The 17,457-nt window shown below is 67.5% G+C and carries 20 protein-coding genes; 18 read left to right on the top strand and 2 right to left on the bottom strand.

The window, feature by feature from the left end:
• Genes fliD through CAL12_RS12040 form a run of 6 tightly spaced genes read left to right on the top strand, consistent with a single transcriptional unit; the run spans window position 1 to window position 4,903 of the window.
• The gene (fliD, locus tag CAL12_RS12065) at window positions 1–1,410 is read left to right on the top strand and encodes a flagellar filament capping protein FliD (protein ID WP_086064658.1); all 1,410 of its coding nucleotides are present in this window, start codon (window positions 1–3) and stop codon (window positions 1,408–1,410) included.
• A 4-nt stretch (window positions 1,411–1,414) separates the two neighbouring features.
• Window positions 1,415–1,843 (top strand): flagellar export chaperone FliS, encoded by a 429-nt coding sequence (gene fliS, locus CAL12_RS12060; RefSeq protein WP_086064657.1) that lies wholly within the window; start codon window positions 1,415–1,417, stop codon window positions 1,841–1,843.
• Between the two features lie 47 nt (window positions 1,844–1,890).
• Window positions 1,891–2,238: a flagellar protein FliT gene (locus CAL12_RS12055; protein ID WP_232464787.1), complete on the top strand. Its 348-nt coding sequence runs from the start codon at window positions 1,891–1,893 to the stop codon at window positions 2,236–2,238.
• A gap of 10 nt (window positions 2,239–2,248) precedes the next feature.
• Window positions 2,249–3,697 carry a flagellar hook-length control protein FliK gene (gene fliK, locus CAL12_RS12050; protein WP_086064656.1) on the top strand — a complete coding sequence of 483 codons (1,449 nt, stop codon included), beginning with the start codon at window positions 2,249–2,251 and terminating at the stop codon, window positions 3,695–3,697.
• 34 nt (window positions 3,698–3,731) lie between these two features.
• Window positions 3,732–4,058 carry an EscU/YscU/HrcU family type III secretion system export apparatus switch protein gene (locus CAL12_RS12045; RefSeq protein WP_086064655.1) on the top strand — a complete coding sequence of 109 codons (327 nt, stop codon included), beginning with the start codon at window positions 3,732–3,734 and terminating at the stop codon, window positions 4,056–4,058.
• 20 nt (window positions 4,059–4,078) lie between these two features.
• Entirely contained in the window at window positions 4,079–4,903 is an 825-nt protein-coding gene (locus CAL12_RS12040) for a flagellar brake protein (protein ID WP_086067834.1), read from the top strand.
• A gap of 90 nt (window positions 4,904–4,993) precedes the next feature.
• Here the strand turns inward: CAL12_RS12040 and CAL12_RS12035 are convergent, their stop codons facing one another.
• Both CAL12_RS12035 and fliE read right to left on the bottom strand, forming a co-directional pair.
• Window positions 4,994–6,157: a putative bifunctional diguanylate cyclase/phosphodiesterase gene (locus CAL12_RS12035; RefSeq protein ID WP_086064654.1), complete on the bottom strand. Its 1,164-nt coding sequence runs from the start codon at window positions 6,155–6,157 to the stop codon at window positions 4,994–4,996.
• A gap of 79 nt (window positions 6,158–6,236) precedes the next feature.
• A complete protein-coding gene (fliE, locus tag CAL12_RS12030; protein WP_086064653.1) occupies window positions 6,237–6,593 on the bottom strand; it encodes a flagellar hook-basal body complex protein FliE in 357 nt (118 codons plus the stop codon).
• 293 nt (window positions 6,594–6,886) lie between these two features.
• On the opposite strand from fliE, the gene fliF reads away from it, so the two are divergent.
• The 12 genes from fliF to fliQ all read left to right on the top strand — a co-directional run bounded on the left by fliF (window position 6,887) and on the right by fliQ (window position 17,443).
• Entirely contained in the window at window positions 6,887–8,563 is a 1,677-nt protein-coding gene (fliF, locus tag CAL12_RS12025) for a flagellar basal-body MS-ring/collar protein FliF (protein ID WP_086064652.1), read from the top strand.
• Window positions 8,553–9,560 (top strand): flagellar motor switch protein FliG, encoded by a 1,008-nt coding sequence (fliG, locus tag CAL12_RS12020; protein ID WP_086064651.1) that lies wholly within the window; start codon window positions 8,553–8,555, stop codon window positions 9,558–9,560. Before fliF ends, fliG begins: the two co-directional genes overlap by 11 nt.
• On the top strand, window positions 9,553–10,290 hold the full coding sequence (gene fliH, locus CAL12_RS12015) for a flagellar assembly protein FliH (protein ID WP_086064650.1): 738 nt from the start codon (window positions 9,553–9,555) through the stop codon (window positions 10,288–10,290). Before fliG ends, fliH begins: the two co-directional genes overlap by 8 nt.
• Window positions 10,287–11,756: a flagellar protein export ATPase FliI gene (gene fliI / locus CAL12_RS12010; RefSeq protein WP_086064649.1), complete on the top strand. Its 1,470-nt coding sequence runs from the start codon at window positions 10,287–10,289 to the stop codon at window positions 11,754–11,756. The genes fliH and fliI overlap by 4 nt, the downstream gene beginning before the upstream one ends.
• The gene (gene fliJ, locus CAL12_RS12005; RefSeq protein ID WP_086064648.1) at window positions 11,749–12,198 is read left to right on the top strand and encodes a flagellar export protein FliJ; all 450 of its coding nucleotides are present in this window, start codon (window positions 11,749–11,751) and stop codon (window positions 12,196–12,198) included. Before fliI ends, fliJ begins: the two co-directional genes overlap by 8 nt.
• Before the next feature lie 14 nt (window positions 12,199–12,212).
• The gene (locus tag CAL12_RS12000; RefSeq protein WP_086064647.1) at window positions 12,213–13,658 is read left to right on the top strand and encodes a flagellar hook-length control protein FliK; all 1,446 of its coding nucleotides are present in this window, start codon (window positions 12,213–12,215) and stop codon (window positions 13,656–13,658) included.
• 178 nt (window positions 13,659–13,836) lie between these two features.
• On the top strand, window positions 13,837–14,427 hold the full coding sequence (locus CAL12_RS11995) for a flagellar basal body-associated FliL family protein (protein ID WP_086064646.1): 591 nt from the start codon (window positions 13,837–13,839) through the stop codon (window positions 14,425–14,427).
• A 2-nt stretch (window positions 14,428–14,429) separates the two neighbouring features.
• Window positions 14,430–15,437: a flagellar motor switch protein FliM gene (gene fliM / locus CAL12_RS11990; RefSeq protein ID WP_086064645.1), complete on the top strand. Its 1,008-nt coding sequence runs from the start codon at window positions 14,430–14,432 to the stop codon at window positions 15,435–15,437.
• Window positions 15,430–15,969: a flagellar motor switch protein FliN gene (fliN, locus tag CAL12_RS11985; RefSeq protein ID WP_086064644.1), complete on the top strand. Its 540-nt coding sequence runs from the start codon at window positions 15,430–15,432 to the stop codon at window positions 15,967–15,969. Before fliM ends, fliN begins: the two co-directional genes overlap by 8 nt.
• Before the next feature lie 7 nt (window positions 15,970–15,976).
• Window positions 15,977–16,345 carry a flagellar biosynthetic protein FliO gene (gene fliO, locus CAL12_RS11980; RefSeq protein WP_086064643.1) on the top strand — a complete coding sequence of 123 codons (369 nt, stop codon included), beginning with the start codon at window positions 15,977–15,979 and terminating at the stop codon, window positions 16,343–16,345.
• A gap of 26 nt (window positions 16,346–16,371) precedes the next feature.
• Entirely contained in the window at window positions 16,372–17,160 is a 789-nt protein-coding gene (fliP, locus tag CAL12_RS11975; protein ID WP_086064642.1) for a flagellar type III secretion system pore protein FliP, read from the top strand.
• Between the two features lie 13 nt (window positions 17,161–17,173).
• Window positions 17,174–17,443, top strand: a complete 270-nt coding sequence (fliQ, locus tag CAL12_RS11970; protein ID WP_086064641.1) for a flagellar biosynthesis protein FliQ — start codon at window positions 17,174–17,176, stop codon at window positions 17,441–17,443.
• Window positions 17,444–17,457 lie beyond the last annotated feature (14 nt).

Below are 17,457 nucleotides of genomic sequence, written 5' to 3'. Positions count from 1 at the left end.
ATGGCAACCTCTTCCCTACCGCCAGTCACTTCCCTGGGCTCCGGTTCGAACCTGGACCTGCAGGGCATCCTGGACAGCCTGAAGGACAACGAAAAGCAGGCGCTGGTGCCCATCCAGAACCAGCAGACCCTGGTTACCACGCAGCTTTCCGCCTACGGCACCCTGCAGCAGGCGATCGAGACCCTGCAGACGGCGGCGGGTGCCCTGGCCGATCCCAAGACCTACAACGTGACGACGGCGACCGTCGTCGGCGGCAGCACCGCCTTCACGGTGAAGACCTTGCCGGGCGCCACGCCGGCCAAGTACAAGATCGAAGTGGACCAGCTGGCCACCGCGGAACAGCTGAAGTCCGGCGCGATCGGCGACCGTACCGCCAAGATAGGCACGGGCGGCAGCGTCACCGTGACCCTGGCCGACGGCACCAGCAAGACCATCGACGTCAGCAAGGACACCTCGCTGAACGGTATCGCCCGGGCCATCAACGCCGATGAGAAAGCCGGCGTCACGGCGGCCATCCTGACCGACGGCGACGGCAAGAGCTATCTGCAGCTGACCTCGACGAACACCGGCACCAAGGCGGCGGTGACCAAGATCACGTCGACCAATACCGACATCCAGAGCGCCATCGGCTACGACGCCGCGGCGACGCCCACCGGCGGCATGACGCAGCAGGAAGCGGCGGCGGATGCCAAGGCCACCATCAACGGCGTGCAGATCGTCAGCGGCTCCAATACGCTCGACAAGAATATCGACAACGTCACCGTCTCGCTGACCGACGTGACGGACGGCCCGGTGACGGTGAACGTCAGCACGGATTCTTCCGGGGTGGTGTCGGCGGTGCAGGGTTTCGTCAGCGCGTACAACACGCTGCAGACACTGGTGACGTCGCTGACCAAGTACGATCCGACGACGGACCAGAGCTCGGCGCTGACCGGCGACAGCACGACCCGGTCCATTTCGTCCAGCCTGGCCAGCGCCCTGCGCGTGCTGGCATCGGGTACGGATACGCTGCGCACGATCCAGGACCTGGGCATCACGACGTCGCCGGACGACGGCACGCTGGTGCTGAACCTGAACACGATAGACAAGGACAACCTGCACTCGCTGAACGATTCGCTGTCCAGCAATCCCAAGGACGTCGGCGATATCCTGACCGCGCTGGGCACCAGCGTCGGGACAGCGATCAAGGGCATCCTGGGTACCAACGGGCTGCTGTCCAACCGCACCGCCGGGCTGACCGAGACCAAGAAGTCGTTGCAGGACCAGTACGACAGCGTGAGCGATCGCATCGATGCCGACATCGCCAACCTGCGCGCGCAGTTCGTGCAGCTGGATTCCTTCGTCGCGCAGATGAACAGCACCAGCTCCTACCTGACGCAGCAGTTCGCCGCGCTCTCCAATCAGAAGTAAGTAAATGACCTACGCACACCGCCGTCCGGATAATGCCTACTCCGTGCGCTCCTACGCGGACGTAGGGCTCGAAACCCAGGTGATGAGCGCGAGCGCCGAAAGGCTCATCACCCTGCTCTACACGGCGGCGCGAGCCGCCATCGGGCAGGCGCGCATCCATATCGAACAAGGCAACGGTTCCGCGCGGGCCATCGCGATCAGCAAGGCGACCCGCCTGGTGGACGAAGGGCTGAAACAGGCGCTCGACCTGGAGAACGGCGGCGAAATCGCGGCCAACCTGAACAACCTTTACGACTACGTCCTGCGGACCTTGATCAACGCCAACCTGAAGGGGGATGCCGGGCTGCTGGAAACCGCCGATACGCTGCTGGCCCAGCTTCAGGAAGCATGGCAGACATCCGTGGATCGCACCGGCGAAGCTGCCAAGAGCTGAGCGTCCCGGGCCCTTCAACATTATTCGACGCTGTCACAAGACTCTCTATGTCGTCTCCGTCCTCGCAAATCATTCTCGAGCTTTATCGCGAGATCGTCGCGGTTACCGCGGCGATGTTGAACTCAGCCCGCGCGCAGGACTGGACCAGCGTCCTGCAGTTCGGGCAAACCTATTGCGAGATCGTCGAACGGCTGCGCACCATAGGCGTGACCGAACCGCTGGATGACGCGGAGCGCCGCCAGAAGCATGACATGCTGGTGCAGATCCTGGAAAACGACGCGAACACGCGCGATCTGGCCATCCCCGAACTCGCCCGCATGAGCGAGCTGCTCGGCCGCATGAAGCGGCAGCAGGCGGCGCTGAACGCCTATGGGTTCAAGGCGCCCGTAGCATGAGCGCCCACCCATGAGCATCGGCCCGACAGCGCTCAGTTCGCTGCTGGTGCAGCGCCTGGACGCTGTGCTGGGAACGCAGCTCGCACAGCAAGGCAGCACGAATACCGCGCTGCGCGATGCAGTCATTCCACCCGGCGGCGCCGACGGCGTCAGGCCGGATCCGCAGGGACGCGGCAACGACCAGCTGGGCAACCTGACGGGACGCGAGCGCGCCGCCCTGCGCGAGGCCGCGGAACAGGCCGAGCTGGCCGCCGCGTTGCGCAGCCGTTTCGTCAGCACCGGCACCACCCCTTCCGCGCCCACGACGCTGGGGCAGACCGCCCGCGTCATCCTGACCCTGCTCGCCCAGTATCCCGAGACCGCCCCTGCCCTGGCCGGCAAGGCGCCGCTCTGGTCGGGCGACGGTTCCACCGACACCGGCCACGACGGCGCCGCGCAAGGCATGGGCGCGCGACCCGGGGGCATGGGCGCGGTGGCCGGCGAACCGCGGCCGGTGCAGGAACGCGGCGACGGCGCCCAACAGGACATGGACGGCCAGAACCAGGGCGCGCAGGCATCCACGGGATCGGCCCGGGACCAGGCCGCCGGCGGCGCCGGCAAGGCCGCGGCGGCATCGGCCGCGCAGAATGCCGCGGACGACGTGACGCAGCTCGCCAATGGCCCCCGCCCGGGCGCCGGCACTGCCGCCACGGGCGCCCAGGGTGCGGACGCGGCGCGGGCCACCGCCCTGCATCCCGGGGCGCCGCAGGCGGGTCCCCTGGCCCAGGCGCTGAAACAGGCGATCGAGACCAGCGGCCTGTTCTACGAATCGCATCTGAGCGACGTCGCCTACGGCAAGCGCGGGCTCGACCAGTTGCGCACCGAACCCCAGGCCGGCCTGGATGCCAGCCAGGCCGAAACGATACAGACGCCTGTCCCCAAGCAATCGATCCTGGCCGACAACCCCCGGTTCAACCTGCCGACCAGCGCCGCGCCGACGATGCCGCAGGCCGACGGCACGCCGACGTCCGGTTCCGCGCCGACCTGGTCGGGCTCCACGCCCGCCCATGCGCCGGCGGCGCCGCCGGGCATCCATCCGGACGCCACGCTACTGGTGCGGCAGCAACTGGAAGTGCTGGCCAACCAGACCCTGGCATGGGAAGGCACCGCATGGCCCGGCACCGGCATGTGGTGGGAAATCCGCCGCGAGCAGCAGGACGGGTCGGCCTACATGGGTGACTTGGACCAACCGGCCGGCTGGGCCACCCGCCTGGTGCTGACCATGCCGCGCCTGGGTACGGTGGAAGCGAGTATCTCGCTGTCCGGCCAGCAGCTATCCCTGCAGATCGTGGCGCCCGAAGGCGAGCGCGAGATTGCGGCGGGCGGCGCCGACCTGCGCAAGCGCATGGAAGGCGCCGGACTGCAATTGACGCAGTTGTCCATCAGCGCCCATGCGCCGGCTCCGGAGCCGGCGCCATGAGCGTTGCCGGCCACCCCAAGCCACGGGAGCGCTCATGACGCTGCCGCCCCCCGCCGGCCACGACGAGCCGGGCCGCGCCGCCGCGGTCGCCCTGTCCTACCAGGACGGCGAAGCCGCGCCGCGTGTCGTGGCCAAGGGCTATGGCACGCTGGCCGACACCATCATCCGTACCGCGCGCGAAAACGGGATGTACGTGCACCAGTCGCCCGAACTGGTCGGACTGCTGATGCAGGTCGACCTGGACGCGCACATACCGCCGCAGCTGTACCTGGCGGTCGCCGAACTATTGGCATGGCTTTATCGGCTGGAAGCGCGCCCCGACAAGGCGCTACCCGGCCTGCCCCCTGACCGAAACGATTGATATCCACGCTGGAATTCGCCATGCCGTTGAAAGAGCCCGAATCGGACTTTCTGCTGACGCGGCCGGAGGAAATACGCTCCGCCATCTTTGAACTGACGCACCAGGATTGCACGACGCTGGTGCGCGATGCCGCCGATCGCGAAACCGCGATCCTGGTCCTGGGCATCGACAAGCAGACCGACCATTTCTTCTGGCGGCCACGCGATTTCGCGGGGTCCGACTTCGCCACCAACGACAGCCGTGGCCTGCGTGTGGGTACGGTGCTGCAATTCCATGGCAACGGCTACGGCGGCGTGCAGATCCATTTCCGCGTGCCCAGGCCCGACCTGGTGCGCTTCGACGACGGCAGCGCCGCCTTCGTGTCGCCGTTGCCGGAACGCGTGTCCCGCATCCAGCGGCGCAAGCTGTTTCGCGCGTCGATCATCGGCACGGCGGTGCGCTGCGCCGGACAGTGGCGTCCGGACCTGGCCTCCAAGCCGGTACTGTTCACCATCCGGGATATTTCGGTGGAAGGCATCGGCCTGCGCGTCGAGCGGCCGGCCAGCGAGATGCCGGCCGAAGGCGCCATCATGCAGGACGTCTACCTGGACTTCGGGGACTTCGGCAACATGACCACCGATCTGCAGGTGCGCACGGTGATCCCGCTGTCCGGGCAACCCTTGCCGCAGGCGACGGACGATGCGCAGGCGGGAGCGGCGGAAATGGTCACCCTCCGGCCCAGCCTGACGCTGCAGGATCCGCTGACGCACATCGGCGCGGAATTCGCCGCGCTGAGCGGGCGCCAGGAGGCATGGCTGCAGCAGGTCGTCTGGCGCCTGGAAAAGGCACGCGCCACCACGAACTGAGAGAAAGGCCAGGCCGGCCAGGTGCGGCCGGCCAGGTGCGGCCGGCCAGGTGCGGCCGGTTAGGTGCGGCCGGCCCGGGCAGTGCCTGGCTCAGGCGGTGCCGGCCTGGTCGATCCAGGGCACTTCGCGCGCTTCGCCTTCTTCCGTCGCCGACGGGAAGTAATGCGCGGCGATTTCCTCGGGCGGCATCGGTTTGCCCAGGAGCCAGCCCTGCACCCGATGGCATTGCAGCGCGTTCAGGATGGCGTACTGGCCTTCCGTTTCCACGCCTTCCGCAACAATCTCGCGGTTCAAACGGCGCGACAGTTCGACGATGGTGCCGACGATGGCCTGCGCGCTGGAATCGGTTTCCAGATTGCGCACGAAAGACCGGTCGATCTTGATCGTGTCGAACGGCAGCTGCCGCAGATATCCCAGGCTGGAGTAGCCCGTACCGAAATCGTCGATGGCGATGCGCACGCCGGCACGGCGCAGTTCGGCCAGGCGGGAGATTTCCCCGCCTTCCGCCGCGACCAGCACGCCTTCCGTGATTTCCAGCTCCAGGCGTTCCGCCTTCAGCCCGGTGCGGTCCAGGACGGCCCGCACGTCGCGCACCAGCTGGATCTTTTCCAGCTGCACCGGCGACAGGTTGACCGACAGATACCAGGGCTCCGGCCAGGTGGCGGCTTCGGCGCAGGCCGTTTCCAGCACCCAGGCGCCCAGGGGGACGATCAGCTCGGTCTGTTCCGCCAGCGGAATGAACTGCATGGGCGCGACCAGCCCGCGATGCGGGTGGTTCCAGCGCAACAATGCCTCGAAGCCCACCAGCGTGCGCGTGCCCGCGCTGTAGATGGGCTGATAGTGGACGTAGAGCTGCCCGACTTCCTGCATGGCCTGGCGCAGGTCTTCTTCCAACGCTTCGGAATCGGCGACCTGCGACAGCCCCAGCACGCTCTGGCCGCTGCGGGTAATGCGCACCGCACGCAGGATGGCTTCCGAACGTACCAGATGCAAAGCCAGGAATAGCAGCAGGCCCGAGGGCACCACCACGATAAGCGCGAGCAGTATCCAGTGGAATCCAACGATGTGCGCGATGCCGGTATCCCACAGATACCAGATCGGCAACAGGCACATCGCCGCGACCAGCGCCATGGCGCCGCCACCTCCGAGCGCGCCGCGGGCGCGCCGGGAAATGAACCAAGTTGTCAGCAGCACGACGCCGATGATTTCGAACTGGATTACGGCTACGACAAGCAATGTAAGAGTGTCAAGCATCGCACACCGTCAACGGCGATAACGGAAATAGTCCGAAGCGTGCCGCACGGGCAGGATTCTTGCACAAAACAGGCAAGTCTCACACCGTCAGGGACGAGATTTCCTTGTAGGCCGAAACCAGGCGGTTACGCACCTGCACCGCCGTCTGGAAACCTACGTTGGCCTTTTGCATATCGACGATGACGTCGTTCAAGGAAACGTTGGGTGCCCCGAGTTCGAATGCCTTGGCCTGCGTGACAGCCGCGTTCTGGGCGCCGGACACCCGTTGCAGCGAGCGCTGAAGCTCCGCCGCGAAACCGCCGCCGATCGCCGAGGCGCCATTCGAGGCCGCCTGCATCCCGTTCGTGCCGTCCAGGGCGCCGCCTTCGGCGACCCGCACGACCTGGCGCATCCGCTCCAGCATGTTCTCAATTCCGGCCAGTCCGGCTATTGCCATGGCAAATCTATCCTTATTTGTCGGTGGCTAGAGACTACCGCCCCAGGGACGACAGCATACGGCACAAATGAAGTCAAAAAACCCGATATTTCCCCTGCTTGGCGCCGAAGGCTTGTACCGCACAAGACATAAATGGCAAATGACGCCAAAAACCCAGGTTTTTCTCCCCTTGGGATGTCGAACCGCACAGCCATAATCCACGCTCCGATACCCGAAGCACGTTGCATGTGTAACTTGCCCACCCCCGACATACATCCCCGGAACTCGCGCCGTTTGGCGAGCGGGGGCAGCCGATGAACCAGCAGGCCACACTGACCTCTTCCCTGATCTCCCGGTTTCCCGTGCTGGAGAAGCTGCGGAACGTTCCGAAACCGCTGTTGCTGGGCGCGGCGGCGGCGGTCATCGCATTGATCGTCGCGGCGGTGATGTGGGGGCGCGATCCTAACTATAAGGTGCTGTTCTCCAATCTGGACGACCGGGACGGAGGCGCCATCGTCGCCGCCCTGAACCAGATGAACGTGCCCTATCGCTTCAACGAGACCGGGACGGCCATCCTGGTGCCGTCCGAAAAGGTCTACGACGCCCGCCTGCAGTTGGCCGGCCAGGGCCTGCCCCGCGGCGGCTCGGTCGGCTTCGAGCTGCTGGACAACACCCGCTTCGGCGCCAGCCAGTTCACCGAACAGATCAATTACCAGCGCGGCCTGGAAGGCGAGCTGGCGCGTTCGATCGAGTCGATGAACGCCGTGCAGCACGCACGGGTGCATCTGGCGCTGCCGCGCCAGACCTTGTTCGTGCGCGACCGCCGTCCGCCGACGGCATCCGTCGTACTGACGCTCTACCCCGGCCGCAGCATCGGCGATTCGCAGGTGTCGGCCATTTCCTGGCTGGTGGCGTCCAGCGTTCCCGACCTGAACATCAGCAACGTTTCCATCGTCGACCAGAACGGCCGCCTGTTGTCCTCGCCCAGCGGCGAAGGCCGCGGCATGGACGCCGACCAGACGCGCTACGTGCGCGAGACCGAGCAGCGCACTGTCGAGCGTATCCTGGCGATCCTGAATCCCCTGGTCGGCCCCGGCAATGTGCACGCCCAGGCCAGCGTCGACATGGACTTCGCGCGCCGCGAGGAAACGTCGGAAGTGTACCGGCCCAATCAGGAACCGGGCCAGGGCGCGGTGCGCAGCCAGCAGACCAACGACTCCCAGCAGAACGGCGTCAACCCCGCGCAAGGCGTGCCCGGCGCGCTGAGCAACGAGCCGCCGGCCAATGCGCAGGCGCCCATCGCCAACCCGCCGGCCACGCAGCAGCGTCCCGGCCAGCCGGGTGCCCAGCAGGCGGGACAACAGCAGCAGACCACGTCCACCACCGGGGCGGCCGCGCAGCAAGGTCCGTCGACCTCGCGCCGCGAGAACACCACCAACTACGAAGTCGATCGCACGATCAGCCACATCAAGCAGCCGGTCGGCGCGGTGAAGCGCCTGTCGGTGGCGGTGGTGATCAACTACATGCCCGACAAGGACGGCGAGCCCAAGGCGCTGCCCGAAGAACAGTTGAACAAGCTCACCACGCTGGTGAAGGAAGCCATGGGCTATTCCGAAGCGCGTGGCGACTCCCTGAACGTGGTGAACAGCCAGTTCAACGACGCCGAACCGACGACGCCGTGGTGGAAGGATCCGTCGAACATCTCGATGGCCAAGACCGCGCTGGGCTGGCTGGTACTGGCGATCCTGGCGGTGTGGGTGTGGCGCTCGCTGGTCCGCCCGATCTACGAGCGGTATATGAATCCGCCGATCGATCCGGAAATCGCCGAGATCGAACGCCAGGATGCGCTGCGCGACGCCCAGGAGCAGGCGCGTGCCAAGGAAATGGATCGTTTCGAGGACAACATGAAGCGCGCCCGCGATATGGCCAGCAAGGACCCGCGCGCGGTGGCCATGGTGCTGCGTACCTGGATGAGCAAAGATGCCAAGTGATAAACCCATCGATGGCATGACGCGGGCGGCGGTGCTGCTGATGTCGCTGGGAGAGGACGCCGCGGCGGAAGTGTTCCGCTTCCTGAGCGCGCGCGAAGTCCAGCAGGTGGGCGCCGCGATGGCGCAACTCAAGCAGGTGACGCGCGAAGACGTGGCCGAGGTGCTGGAGGAATTCCGCCAGGAGTCCGACCAGTTCATCGCGGTGACGCTGGGTTCGGACGACTACATCCGCAGCGTACTCACCAAGGCGCTGGGCAGCGATCGCGCCGCCGGCCTGATCGAGGACATCCTGGAAGCGGGCGACAGCGGCAGCGGCATCGATGCCCTGAACTGGCTGGATCCGCACATCGTGGCCGAACTGATCGGCGACGAGCATCCGCAGATCATCGCCACCATCCTGGTCCACCTGGAACGCGACCGGGCGGCCGCCGTGCTGACCCGCCTGACCGAACGCCTGCGCAACGACGTGATGCTGCGCATCGCCACCTTCGGCGGCGTGCAGCCCGCGGCGCTGTCCGAGCTGACGGAAACCTTGAATGCCGTGCTGGCCGGCCAGGGCGCCAAGCGCAGCAAGATGGGCGGCGTGCGCACCGCCGCCGAGATCCTGAACATGATGAATTCCTCCGACGAGGAAACCGTCGTGGCCAGCCTGCGGGAGCGCGACGCCGACCTGGCGCAGAAGATCGTCGACGAAATGTTCGTGTTCGAAAACCTGCTCGAGGTCGAGGACCGCGGCATCCAGCTCATACTCAAGGAAGTCGACAACGACACCCTCATGGTGGCGCTCAAGGGCGCGGTCGAGGACCTGCGCGACAAGTTCCTGCGCAATATGTCCAGCCGCGCGGCGGAAATGCTGCGCGAGGACCTGGAAGCGCAGGGGCCCATCCGCATGTCCAAGGTCGAGGCCGAGCAGAAGAAGATCCTGCTGGTCGCGCGCCGCCTGGCCGAGAGCGGCCAGATCGTGTTGGGTGCCCAGGGAGACGACGCGTATGTCTGAACGCCGCGTCGTTCCATCGCCGCCCGCCAACGCGCCGTGGCAGCGCTGGCGCCTGGCGTCGTTCGAGGAACAGGACGCGGCCGCCCACGCGCCGGAGGTATTGCCGGACCCGGGCCCCGATCCACGCCAGATACAGGAAGAAGCCCGCCGCGCCGGCCATGCCCGTGGGCTGAAGGAAGGCCGCGCCGAAGGCTACGACCTGGGTGTGGCCGAAGGCCGCGCACGCGGTTACGAAGAAGGCCTGCAGGAAGGTCGCAAGGCGGGCCATGCCGAAGGCCTGGCCGATGCCCGCAAGCAAGGCGCGGAGGAAGCCGAGCGCCTGCGCGCGATCGCCGACGCCACGGCGACGTCCCTGGGGCAGCTCGAGGAAAAAACCGGACAGGCCCTGATGACCCTGGCGCTGGACATCGCGCGCCAGGTCGTGCGCATCACGGTCGCGAACCAGACCGATGCCTTGCTGGCCGCCGTCCGTGAAGTGCTGCACATGAATCCCACGGCGGGCGCGCCGTTGCGCCTGTGGCTGCATCCGCTCGACCTCGAACTGGTCCGCCTGCACCTGGCGGAAGAACTCAAGACCGGCCCCTGGCGCGTGCTGGTCGACGAATCGATCACGCGTGGCGGCTGCCGTGCCGAGACCTCGCTGGGCGAGATCGACGCCACACTGGAAACGCGCTGGCGCCGCGTCGCGGCTTCGCTGGGCCGCGACATGCCGCTGGAGAGCGAGGAATGAGCGACGCCCCCGCCATCGCCGGCGTGCCCGCCGTTCCGGTGGTGGACCGCTGGGTCACGCAGTTGCAGATCGGGTCCATACGGGCCAACTCCACCGACCCGTGGCTGGCGACCGGCCGCGTGACCCGCGCCACCGGCCTGGTGCTGCAGGCCACCGGCCTGCGCCTGCCGGTCGGCGCGGTATGCCGCATCGAGATCGCGCCCGGCCACGACCATTGGGCCGACGCCGAGGTGGTCGGCTTCGACGGCCATACGCTCTACCTGATGCCGCAATCGGATATCTCCGGCCTGCCGCCCGGCGCGCGCGTGGTTCCGGGCGAGCCGCCCCTGCAGCGGCAGATCCCCCTCCCCCGCAAGGCCATCCTGAACGGCAATGCCAAGCCCGCGCTGGGCCGCCACCTGCCGGTGGGCAATGCCCTGCTGGGACGCGTGCTGGATGGCGGCGGACGGCCGCTGGACGATCTCGGCCCGCTGGTGGGCGCCGACTCGGCGCCCTTGTCCGCCCTGCCCATCAACCCCCTGTCGCGCGCGCCCATCGATACGGTGCTGGACGTCGGCGTGCGCGCCATCAACGGCCTGCTGACCGTGGGCCGCGGCCAGCGCATGGGCCTGTTCGCCGGTTCGGGCGTGGGCAAGAGCGTGCTGCTGGGAATGATGGCGCGCTACACCAAGGCCGACGTCATCGTGGTCGGGCTCATCGGCGAACGCGGCCGCGAGGTCAAGGAATTCATCGAGCACAACCTGGGTCCCGATGGGTTGGCGCGCTCGGTGGTGGTGGCCGCGCCCGCCGACGTGTCGCCGCTGCTGCGCTTGCAGGGCGCCGCCTACGCCACGCGTATCGCGGAACACTTCCGCGATCAGGGGCTGGACGTGCTGCTGATCATGGACTCGCTGACCCGCTACGCCATGGCGCAGCGCGAGATCGCGCTGGCCATCGGCGAACCTCCGGCCACCAAGGGCTATCCGCCATCGGTATTCGCGCGCCTGCCCGCCCTGGTCGAACGCGCCGGCATGGGCGCGCCCGGGCCGAACGGCAAGGCTGGCTCGATCACCGGGTTCTACACGGTGCTGGCGGAAGGCGACGACCAGCAGGATCCCATCGCCGATTCCGCCCGCGCCATCCTCGACGGCCACGTGGTGCTGTCGCGCCACCTGGCCGAGGCCGGCCACTACCCGGCCATCGACATCGAGGCTTCGATATCGCGCGCCATGACGTCGCTGATCAGCACCGACCAGTTCGCGGTGGTCAGGCGCTTCAAGCAGGTGGTGTCGCGCTACCAGCGCAACCGCGACCTGATCGCCGTGGGCGCCTACGCGCCCGGCCACGACCTGGCGCTGGACGACGCCATCGCGCGCTATCCGCGGCTGGAAGCCTTCCTGCAACAGAACGTCGGCGAGAAAGTGGACTACGGCACGGCCATCGCGCAACTGCAGGCCACGTTACAGACAGGTGAATCGCATGCCTAGCCAACTCCCCCTGGATATGCTGATCTCCTTGGCCCAGGACCACACGGACGCAGCGGCCAAGCAGCTGGGCGGACTGCATGTCGCGCGCAACAAGGCGGAGCAGCAACTGAGCATGCTGCACGACTATCGCGCCGACTACCTGCAACGCCTGCAGAACGCCATGATGACCGGCATGTCAGCCGCCGATTGCCACAATTACCAACGTTTCATCGCGACATTGGACGATGCCATCGACCAGCAGCGAGCGGTGCTCGAGCAGGCCGCGACGCATCTGGAACAAGGCAAGGAACACTGGCGCGAAGAACGCCGCAAGTTGAATTCCTTCGACGCGCTGGCGCAGCGCCAGCAGCAAGTGCAGGCGCGCGAGGACGCGCGCCGCGAACAACGCCTGAATGACGAGTACTCCGCGCGCCTGGTCCGGCGCGGCGGGGGACTGCATTGAAGAGGACGCCGACCATGACTTCCCCGCTTGCCATGCTTGCCTTGGCCACGCCCTCCGCTCCCCCTTCCGGACCGTCGGCCCCCGGCGCCGCAACGCCCGGCGCGACCAGGCCCGCCGCCTCGGCCCCGGATGGCCGCGGCCCGCGCGACGGCAAGGACGCCTCGCGCTTTTCCGACATCATGGCGCGCCAGCGCGCCAGCCAGGATGCGGCCGCGCCCGCCGACGGCACCGTGCGCACGCCAACCGACGCCGCCAGCGCGACGCCGCAGAACAGCGTGCCCGCCGGCGAGGACGCCAAGGTGGACGATGGCCAGCATGACGAGGACAAGCTCGCCGCGACGGCCGGCGCCGACGCCGCGCCGACGCTGGCGCAGCAGGCGCTGGCAATCGCCACCCTGTCGCTGCAATTGCAGGGCAACGGCCCGGATCAAGGCAAGCAGGGTTCCACCGATGGCCAGGCCGGCGCACCGGCCGGCGCCACCGCCACGGGCGCCGCGGCCACCGCGCTGACCGGTACGATCGAATTGGCGGCCGCGGACGCGGGCGCCGCCGCTACTGCCGCGACGCCAGCGGACGGACAAACCGCCACGCCCGCGCCGGCGCAAGTCCTCGCCGCGACCCTGCCCGGGGCGCCCGCACAGGGCGGCGCCACGGATGCGCGGACGGCCGCCGCCCCCGGCGTCCATCCCGGCGGGGCGGCGCACGCCGCCGGACGCGATACCGCCAACGCGCAAGCCATCGATATGGCCGCTCCCCCGCGCGACGGCCAGCAGGCCGAGGCCGGCGCCGCGACGGACGCAGGCCTGGACGCCGGCGCGCGGCCGCAGGACGACGCCTTGCGCGCCGCGGCCAACGCGACGCGCGCCGATGGCGACAGGGATACGCAGGCCGGTGCCACCACGCCGCGCGCCGGTGCCCACGCCGCGCCAGGCGACATGGCGCAAGCCCTGGCATCCGCCTGGCAGGCGCCAGCACCCAGCGCCAGCGCGAACGCCGCCCCTCCCGCCATCCACACCCCGGTCGGCCAGCCCCAATGGGGCACCGAGCTGGGCAGTCAGCTGGTCCTCATGACCCATCGCGCCGGCAACGACGCGCATACCGCGCAATTGCGCCTGGACCCGCCCGACCTGGGCCCGCTCAGCGTCACGATCAAGCTGAACAACGGAGTGGCGGAAGCGTCGTTCGTATCGGCCCACGCCGCCGTGCGCCAGGCCGTCGAGTCCGCCCTGCCGCAGTTGCAGCAAAGCCTGGCGCAGGCCGGCATCTCGCTGGGGCAGGCCAACGTCAGCGATCAAGGCGCGCAAGCCGGCTTCGGCGGCATGAACCAGGGCGGCGACCGCTCAGGACATGGCGGTGGCGCCGCCGCGCAGGCGCAGGCGGACACGTCGGGCGATACCGTGCAGATCGCCGTGCCGACCGCACGCGGCGTGGAAGCCGGACGGGTCGACACCTTCGCATGAGCGCGCTTCACCGGACCGCACGGACCGCCTCCCGAGGCACCATCGAAACCCGTCACGCAATAGGCGGAGATACCCAGTTTTCGCCCTGTTTTTCCCTTGCGTCCTGCCTGCCCAAGTGAGGCAAAATGCAAGCGAACAATAGATATCCGTTTTCCCGGTAAACCAACCACCATCCGAGATGGCGACATCAAAAACCCCCACCATGCCGCCGCGCAGCACCCTGCCGATGCGTAACAGCGGCTCGTCGCGCTTCCTCCGCCCGATCATCGGCCTGCTGGTCCTGCTGATCGTCGCCGGCGCCAGCGTCGCGACGACCTGGATGATCACGACACGCTCGCAGCGCAACGCGGCCAATTCCGCCGTGCAGATCAACGTGGGGCAGGCGCAGCAGCCCGCCGTGGGCGCCTCGCCGACGACCTTCGTCGCGCCGCCGCAGACGCCCCAGGCGGTGCCCGCGCCCATTTTCATACCCATCACGCCCTTCACGGTCACCTTGCAGAGCGCCGACCGCGAGCGCATCGTGCACCTCGCCATGACCTTGCGGGTGGCCGACGAGCAGTCGCGCCAGCGCATCGAAAAATACATGCCGGAAGTACGCAGCCGCGTCCTGATGCTGCTGTCCGCCCAGACGCCGGAAAGCGTGCAGACGCCGCAAGGCAAGGTCGACCTGGCCAGCGCCCTGCTGAAGGCGATCAACAAGCCCTTCACTCCCCTGCCTGACGGGCAGTACGTCACCGACGTGCTGTTCACCGAATTCGTGGTGCAATAAGCATGGCTTACGAGGCGTTCCTATCGCAGGACGAAGTAGACGCCCTGCTGGCGGGCGTCACCGGCGAAAGCGACGGCAAGGAAGCCAGCCCCGACGAACAGGATGGCGTACGCGCCTATGACCTGAGCTCTCCGGAGCGCGTCGTGCGGCGTCGCATGCAGACGCTGGAGCTGATCAATGAACGTTTCGCGCGGCACATGCGCAATGTGCTGCTGAACTTCATGCGCCGCAACGCCGACATCACCGTCGGCTCGATCCGCATCCTGAAGTACTCGGATTTCGAACGCAACCTGCCCGTGCCCAGCAACCTGAACATGGTGCAGATGAAGCCGCTGCGCGGCACCGCCCTGTTCAGCTACGACCCCAACCTGGTCTTCCTGGTCATCGACAGCCTGTTTGGCGGCGACGGCCGTTACCACACCCGGGTCGAAGGCCGCGACTTCACGACCACCGAACAGCGCATCATCCGGCGCCTGCTGAATTTGACGCTGGAAAGCTACGGCAAGGCCTGGGAAGCCGTGTATCCGGTCGAGTTCGAATACGTGCGCTCCGAGATGCACACCAAGTTCGCCAGCATCACGGGCTCGAACGAGGTCGTGGTGGTCACGCCCTTCCATATCGAGTTCGGCGCCACCGGCGGCGACCTGAACATCTGCCTGCCCTATTCGATGATCGAACCGGTGCGGGACATACTGACCCGTCCCTTGCAGGAAACCGCGCTGGAAGCCGTGGACCAGCGCTGGGCGCGCCAGCTGTCGCGCCAGATCCGCAGCGCCGACGTCGAGCTGATCGCCGAATTCGCCCGCATTCCCTCGTCGATCCGCGAACTGATGAAGTTGAAAGTGGGCGACGTATTGCCGGTCGACGTGCCGGAAATCGTGACCGCCCACATCGACGCCGTGCCCGTCATCGATTGCGGCTACGGCGTGTTCAACAACCAGTACGCGCTGCGCGTACACAAACTGCTTACACCTCTGGACCCCGAGAACGAGGCCCCCGACCATGACTGACCAGAACGCCGAGCGGCCCGATCAAAACAAACCCGCCGCGGCCAGCGACGACTGGGCCGACGCCCTGGCGGAACAGTCGCGCGCCGCACCGCCGACGCAGGCCGACGGCCTGAAGCCCGCCGACGATTGGGCCGATGCCCTGGCCGAACAGACCGCCGCCAGCGCGGGCTCGACGGCCGCCGCGCCCGCTCCCGCCGCCCCCGCGGCCAAACCGGCCGGCGCGTCGGTCTTCAAGCCCTTGACCGGCTCCGCCGAGAAGTCGAGCGCCGACATCGACCTGATCATGGACGTGCCCGTCCAGTTGACGGTCGAACTGGGCCGTACGCGGCTGACCATCAAGAACCTGCTGCAACTGGGACAAGGATCGGTGGTGGAGCTGGACGGCCTGGCCGGCGAGCCGATGGATATCTTCGTCAACGGCTACCTGATCGCCCAGGGCGAAGTCGTGGTCGTCGACGACAAGTACGGCATCCGCCTGACCGACATCATCACGCCGGCAGAGCGCATCAACCGCCTGAACGGCCGGCGCTGAGCACGACATGGGCGACGCCGCAACCTTCCGCGTCATCGTCGGCCTGATCGTCGTCATCGCGGCGATCCTGGCCTGCGGCTGGCTGGCGCGCCGCGCCGGCCTGGCCGGGCGCGCGGCGGGCGGCACGATGCGCGTTGTCGACAGCCTGACGCTGGGTCCCCGCCAGCGCATCGTGCTGGTGGAAGTCGCCGATGCCTGGCTGCTGGTCGGCGTGACGGTCGGCCAGATGAATTTGTTGCACACGCTGCCCGCGGGTGACACCGCCTTGCCGGCGCAGCAGCCCGGCGCCCTGGTGACATCCCTGCTCGCCCGCCGGCGCGGCGGCGCGGATGCCTCCTTCGCCAGCAAACTTACCCAGGCCCTGCGCCGCGGCTGACGCGGCGGATACGGCTGGATGGTCCCATGAATCGATTCTTACGCGCTCGACACGGCGTAGCCGGTCCCCTGCGCCGCGTGCTGTGCGGCCTTGCGCTGCTGGCGCTGGCGTGCGCGCCCCTGGTGGCGTCGGCGCAAGCGACCCTGCCGGCGCTGACCGCGACGCCCGGTCCGAACGGCAGCGAAACCTATTCGCTGAGCGTGCAGACGCTGCTGATGCTGACGTCGCTGACGTTCATCCCGGCCGCGCTGCTGATGATGACCGGCTTCACGCGCATCATCATCGTGCTCAGCCTGATGCGCAACGCGCTGGGCACGCAGACCACGCCGCCCAATCTGGTGCTGGTGGGCCTGGCGCTGTTCCTGACGGCGTACACCATGTCGCCGGTGTTCGACCAGATCTACAAGGACGCCTACGAACCGCTGTCCAACGGCGCGATTTCCTTCGAAACGGCGATCGAGCGCGGCGCGCAGCCGCTGCGCACGTTCATGATGCACCAGACGCGCGAGACCGACCTGTCGCTGTTCGCCAACCTGACGAACCAGGCGCCGATGGAGGATCCTTCGGCCGTGCCGATGAAGGTGCTGGTGCCGGCTTTCATCACCAGCGAATTGAAGACGGCCTTCCAGATCGGCTTCACCATCTTCATTCCCTTCCTGATCATCGACATGGTGGTGGCCAGCGTGCTGATGGGCCTGGGCATGATGATGGTGCCCCCCATATCGGTGTCGCTGCCCTTCAAGCTGATGCTGTTCGTGCTGGCCGACGGCTGGCACATGCTGCTGGGCTCGCTGGCCCGCAGTTTCTACCAGTGACCGGAGGCCCGCCATGGACGCCGAAACCGTAATGACGATGACGTACCAGGCCATGCGCATGATCATGGTCGTGGCCGGGCCGCTGCTGCTGGTCACGCTGGCGGTGGGCCTGTTGATCAGCGTCTTCCAGGCGGCGACGCAGATCAACGAAATGACGCTTTCGTTCATCCCAAAGCTGGTGGCGGTCGCGGCCACGCTGGTGCTGCTGGGACCCTGGCTGATCGGCATGATGACCGACTACATTCGCCAGATCATGGAACAGATCCCCAACCTGGTGTCGTGACCCAAGCTCGCGGC

Source organism: Bordetella genomosp. 8 (assembly GCF_002119685.1).
Lineage (GTDB): Bacteria > Pseudomonadota > Gammaproteobacteria > Burkholderiales > Burkholderiaceae_B > Bordetella_C.
The sequence above is the reverse complement of the archived record's forward strand: the minus strand, read 5'-3'. Positions and strand labels throughout refer to the sequence as shown.

Excerpts from the sequence above, each read along its gene's own strand:
- fliD (WP_086064658.1), top strand. The coding sequence starts at position 1 with ATGGCAACCTCTTCCCTACCGCCAGTCACTTCCCTGGGCTCCGGTTCG.
- fliS (WP_086064657.1), top strand. The coding sequence starts at position 1,415 with ATGACCTACGCACACCGCCGTCCGGATAATGCCTACTCCGTGCGCTCC.
- CAL12_RS12055 (WP_232464787.1), top strand. The coding sequence starts at position 1,891 with ATGTCGTCTCCGTCCTCGCAAATCATTCTCGAGCTTTATCGCGAGATC.
- fliK (WP_086064656.1), top strand. The coding sequence starts at position 2,249 with ATGAGCATCGGCCCGACAGCGCTCAGTTCGCTGCTGGTGCAGCGCCTG.
- CAL12_RS12045 (WP_086064655.1), top strand. The coding sequence starts at position 3,732 with ATGACGCTGCCGCCCCCCGCCGGCCACGACGAGCCGGGCCGCGCCGCC.
- CAL12_RS12040 (WP_086067834.1), top strand. The coding sequence starts at position 4,079 with ATGCCGTTGAAAGAGCCCGAATCGGACTTTCTGCTGACGCGGCCGGAG.
- CAL12_RS12035 (WP_086064654.1), bottom strand. The coding sequence starts at position 6,157 with ATGCTTGACACTCTTACATTGCTTGTCGTAGCCGTAATCCAGTTCGAA.
- fliE (WP_086064653.1), bottom strand. The coding sequence starts at position 6,593 with ATGGCAATAGCCGGACTGGCCGGAATTGAGAACATGCTGGAGCGGATG.
- fliF (WP_086064652.1), top strand. The coding sequence starts at position 6,887 with ATGAACCAGCAGGCCACACTGACCTCTTCCCTGATCTCCCGGTTTCCC.
- fliG (WP_086064651.1), top strand. The coding sequence starts at position 8,553 with ATGCCAAGTGATAAACCCATCGATGGCATGACGCGGGCGGCGGTGCTG.
- fliH (WP_086064650.1), top strand. The coding sequence starts at position 9,553 with ATGTCTGAACGCCGCGTCGTTCCATCGCCGCCCGCCAACGCGCCGTGG.
- fliI (WP_086064649.1), top strand. The coding sequence starts at position 10,287 with ATGAGCGACGCCCCCGCCATCGCCGGCGTGCCCGCCGTTCCGGTGGTG.
- fliJ (WP_086064648.1), top strand. The coding sequence starts at position 11,749 with ATGCCTAGCCAACTCCCCCTGGATATGCTGATCTCCTTGGCCCAGGAC.
- CAL12_RS12000 (WP_086064647.1), top strand. The coding sequence starts at position 12,213 with ATGACTTCCCCGCTTGCCATGCTTGCCTTGGCCACGCCCTCCGCTCCC.
- CAL12_RS11995 (WP_086064646.1), top strand. The coding sequence starts at position 13,837 with ATGGCGACATCAAAAACCCCCACCATGCCGCCGCGCAGCACCCTGCCG.
- fliM (WP_086064645.1), top strand. The coding sequence starts at position 14,430 with ATGGCTTACGAGGCGTTCCTATCGCAGGACGAAGTAGACGCCCTGCTG.
- fliN (WP_086064644.1), top strand. The coding sequence starts at position 15,430 with ATGACTGACCAGAACGCCGAGCGGCCCGATCAAAACAAACCCGCCGCG.
- fliO (WP_086064643.1), top strand. The coding sequence starts at position 15,977 with ATGGGCGACGCCGCAACCTTCCGCGTCATCGTCGGCCTGATCGTCGTC.
- fliP (WP_086064642.1), top strand. The coding sequence starts at position 16,372 with ATGAATCGATTCTTACGCGCTCGACACGGCGTAGCCGGTCCCCTGCGC.
- fliQ (WP_086064641.1), top strand. The coding sequence starts at position 17,174 with ATGGACGCCGAAACCGTAATGACGATGACGTACCAGGCCATGCGCATG.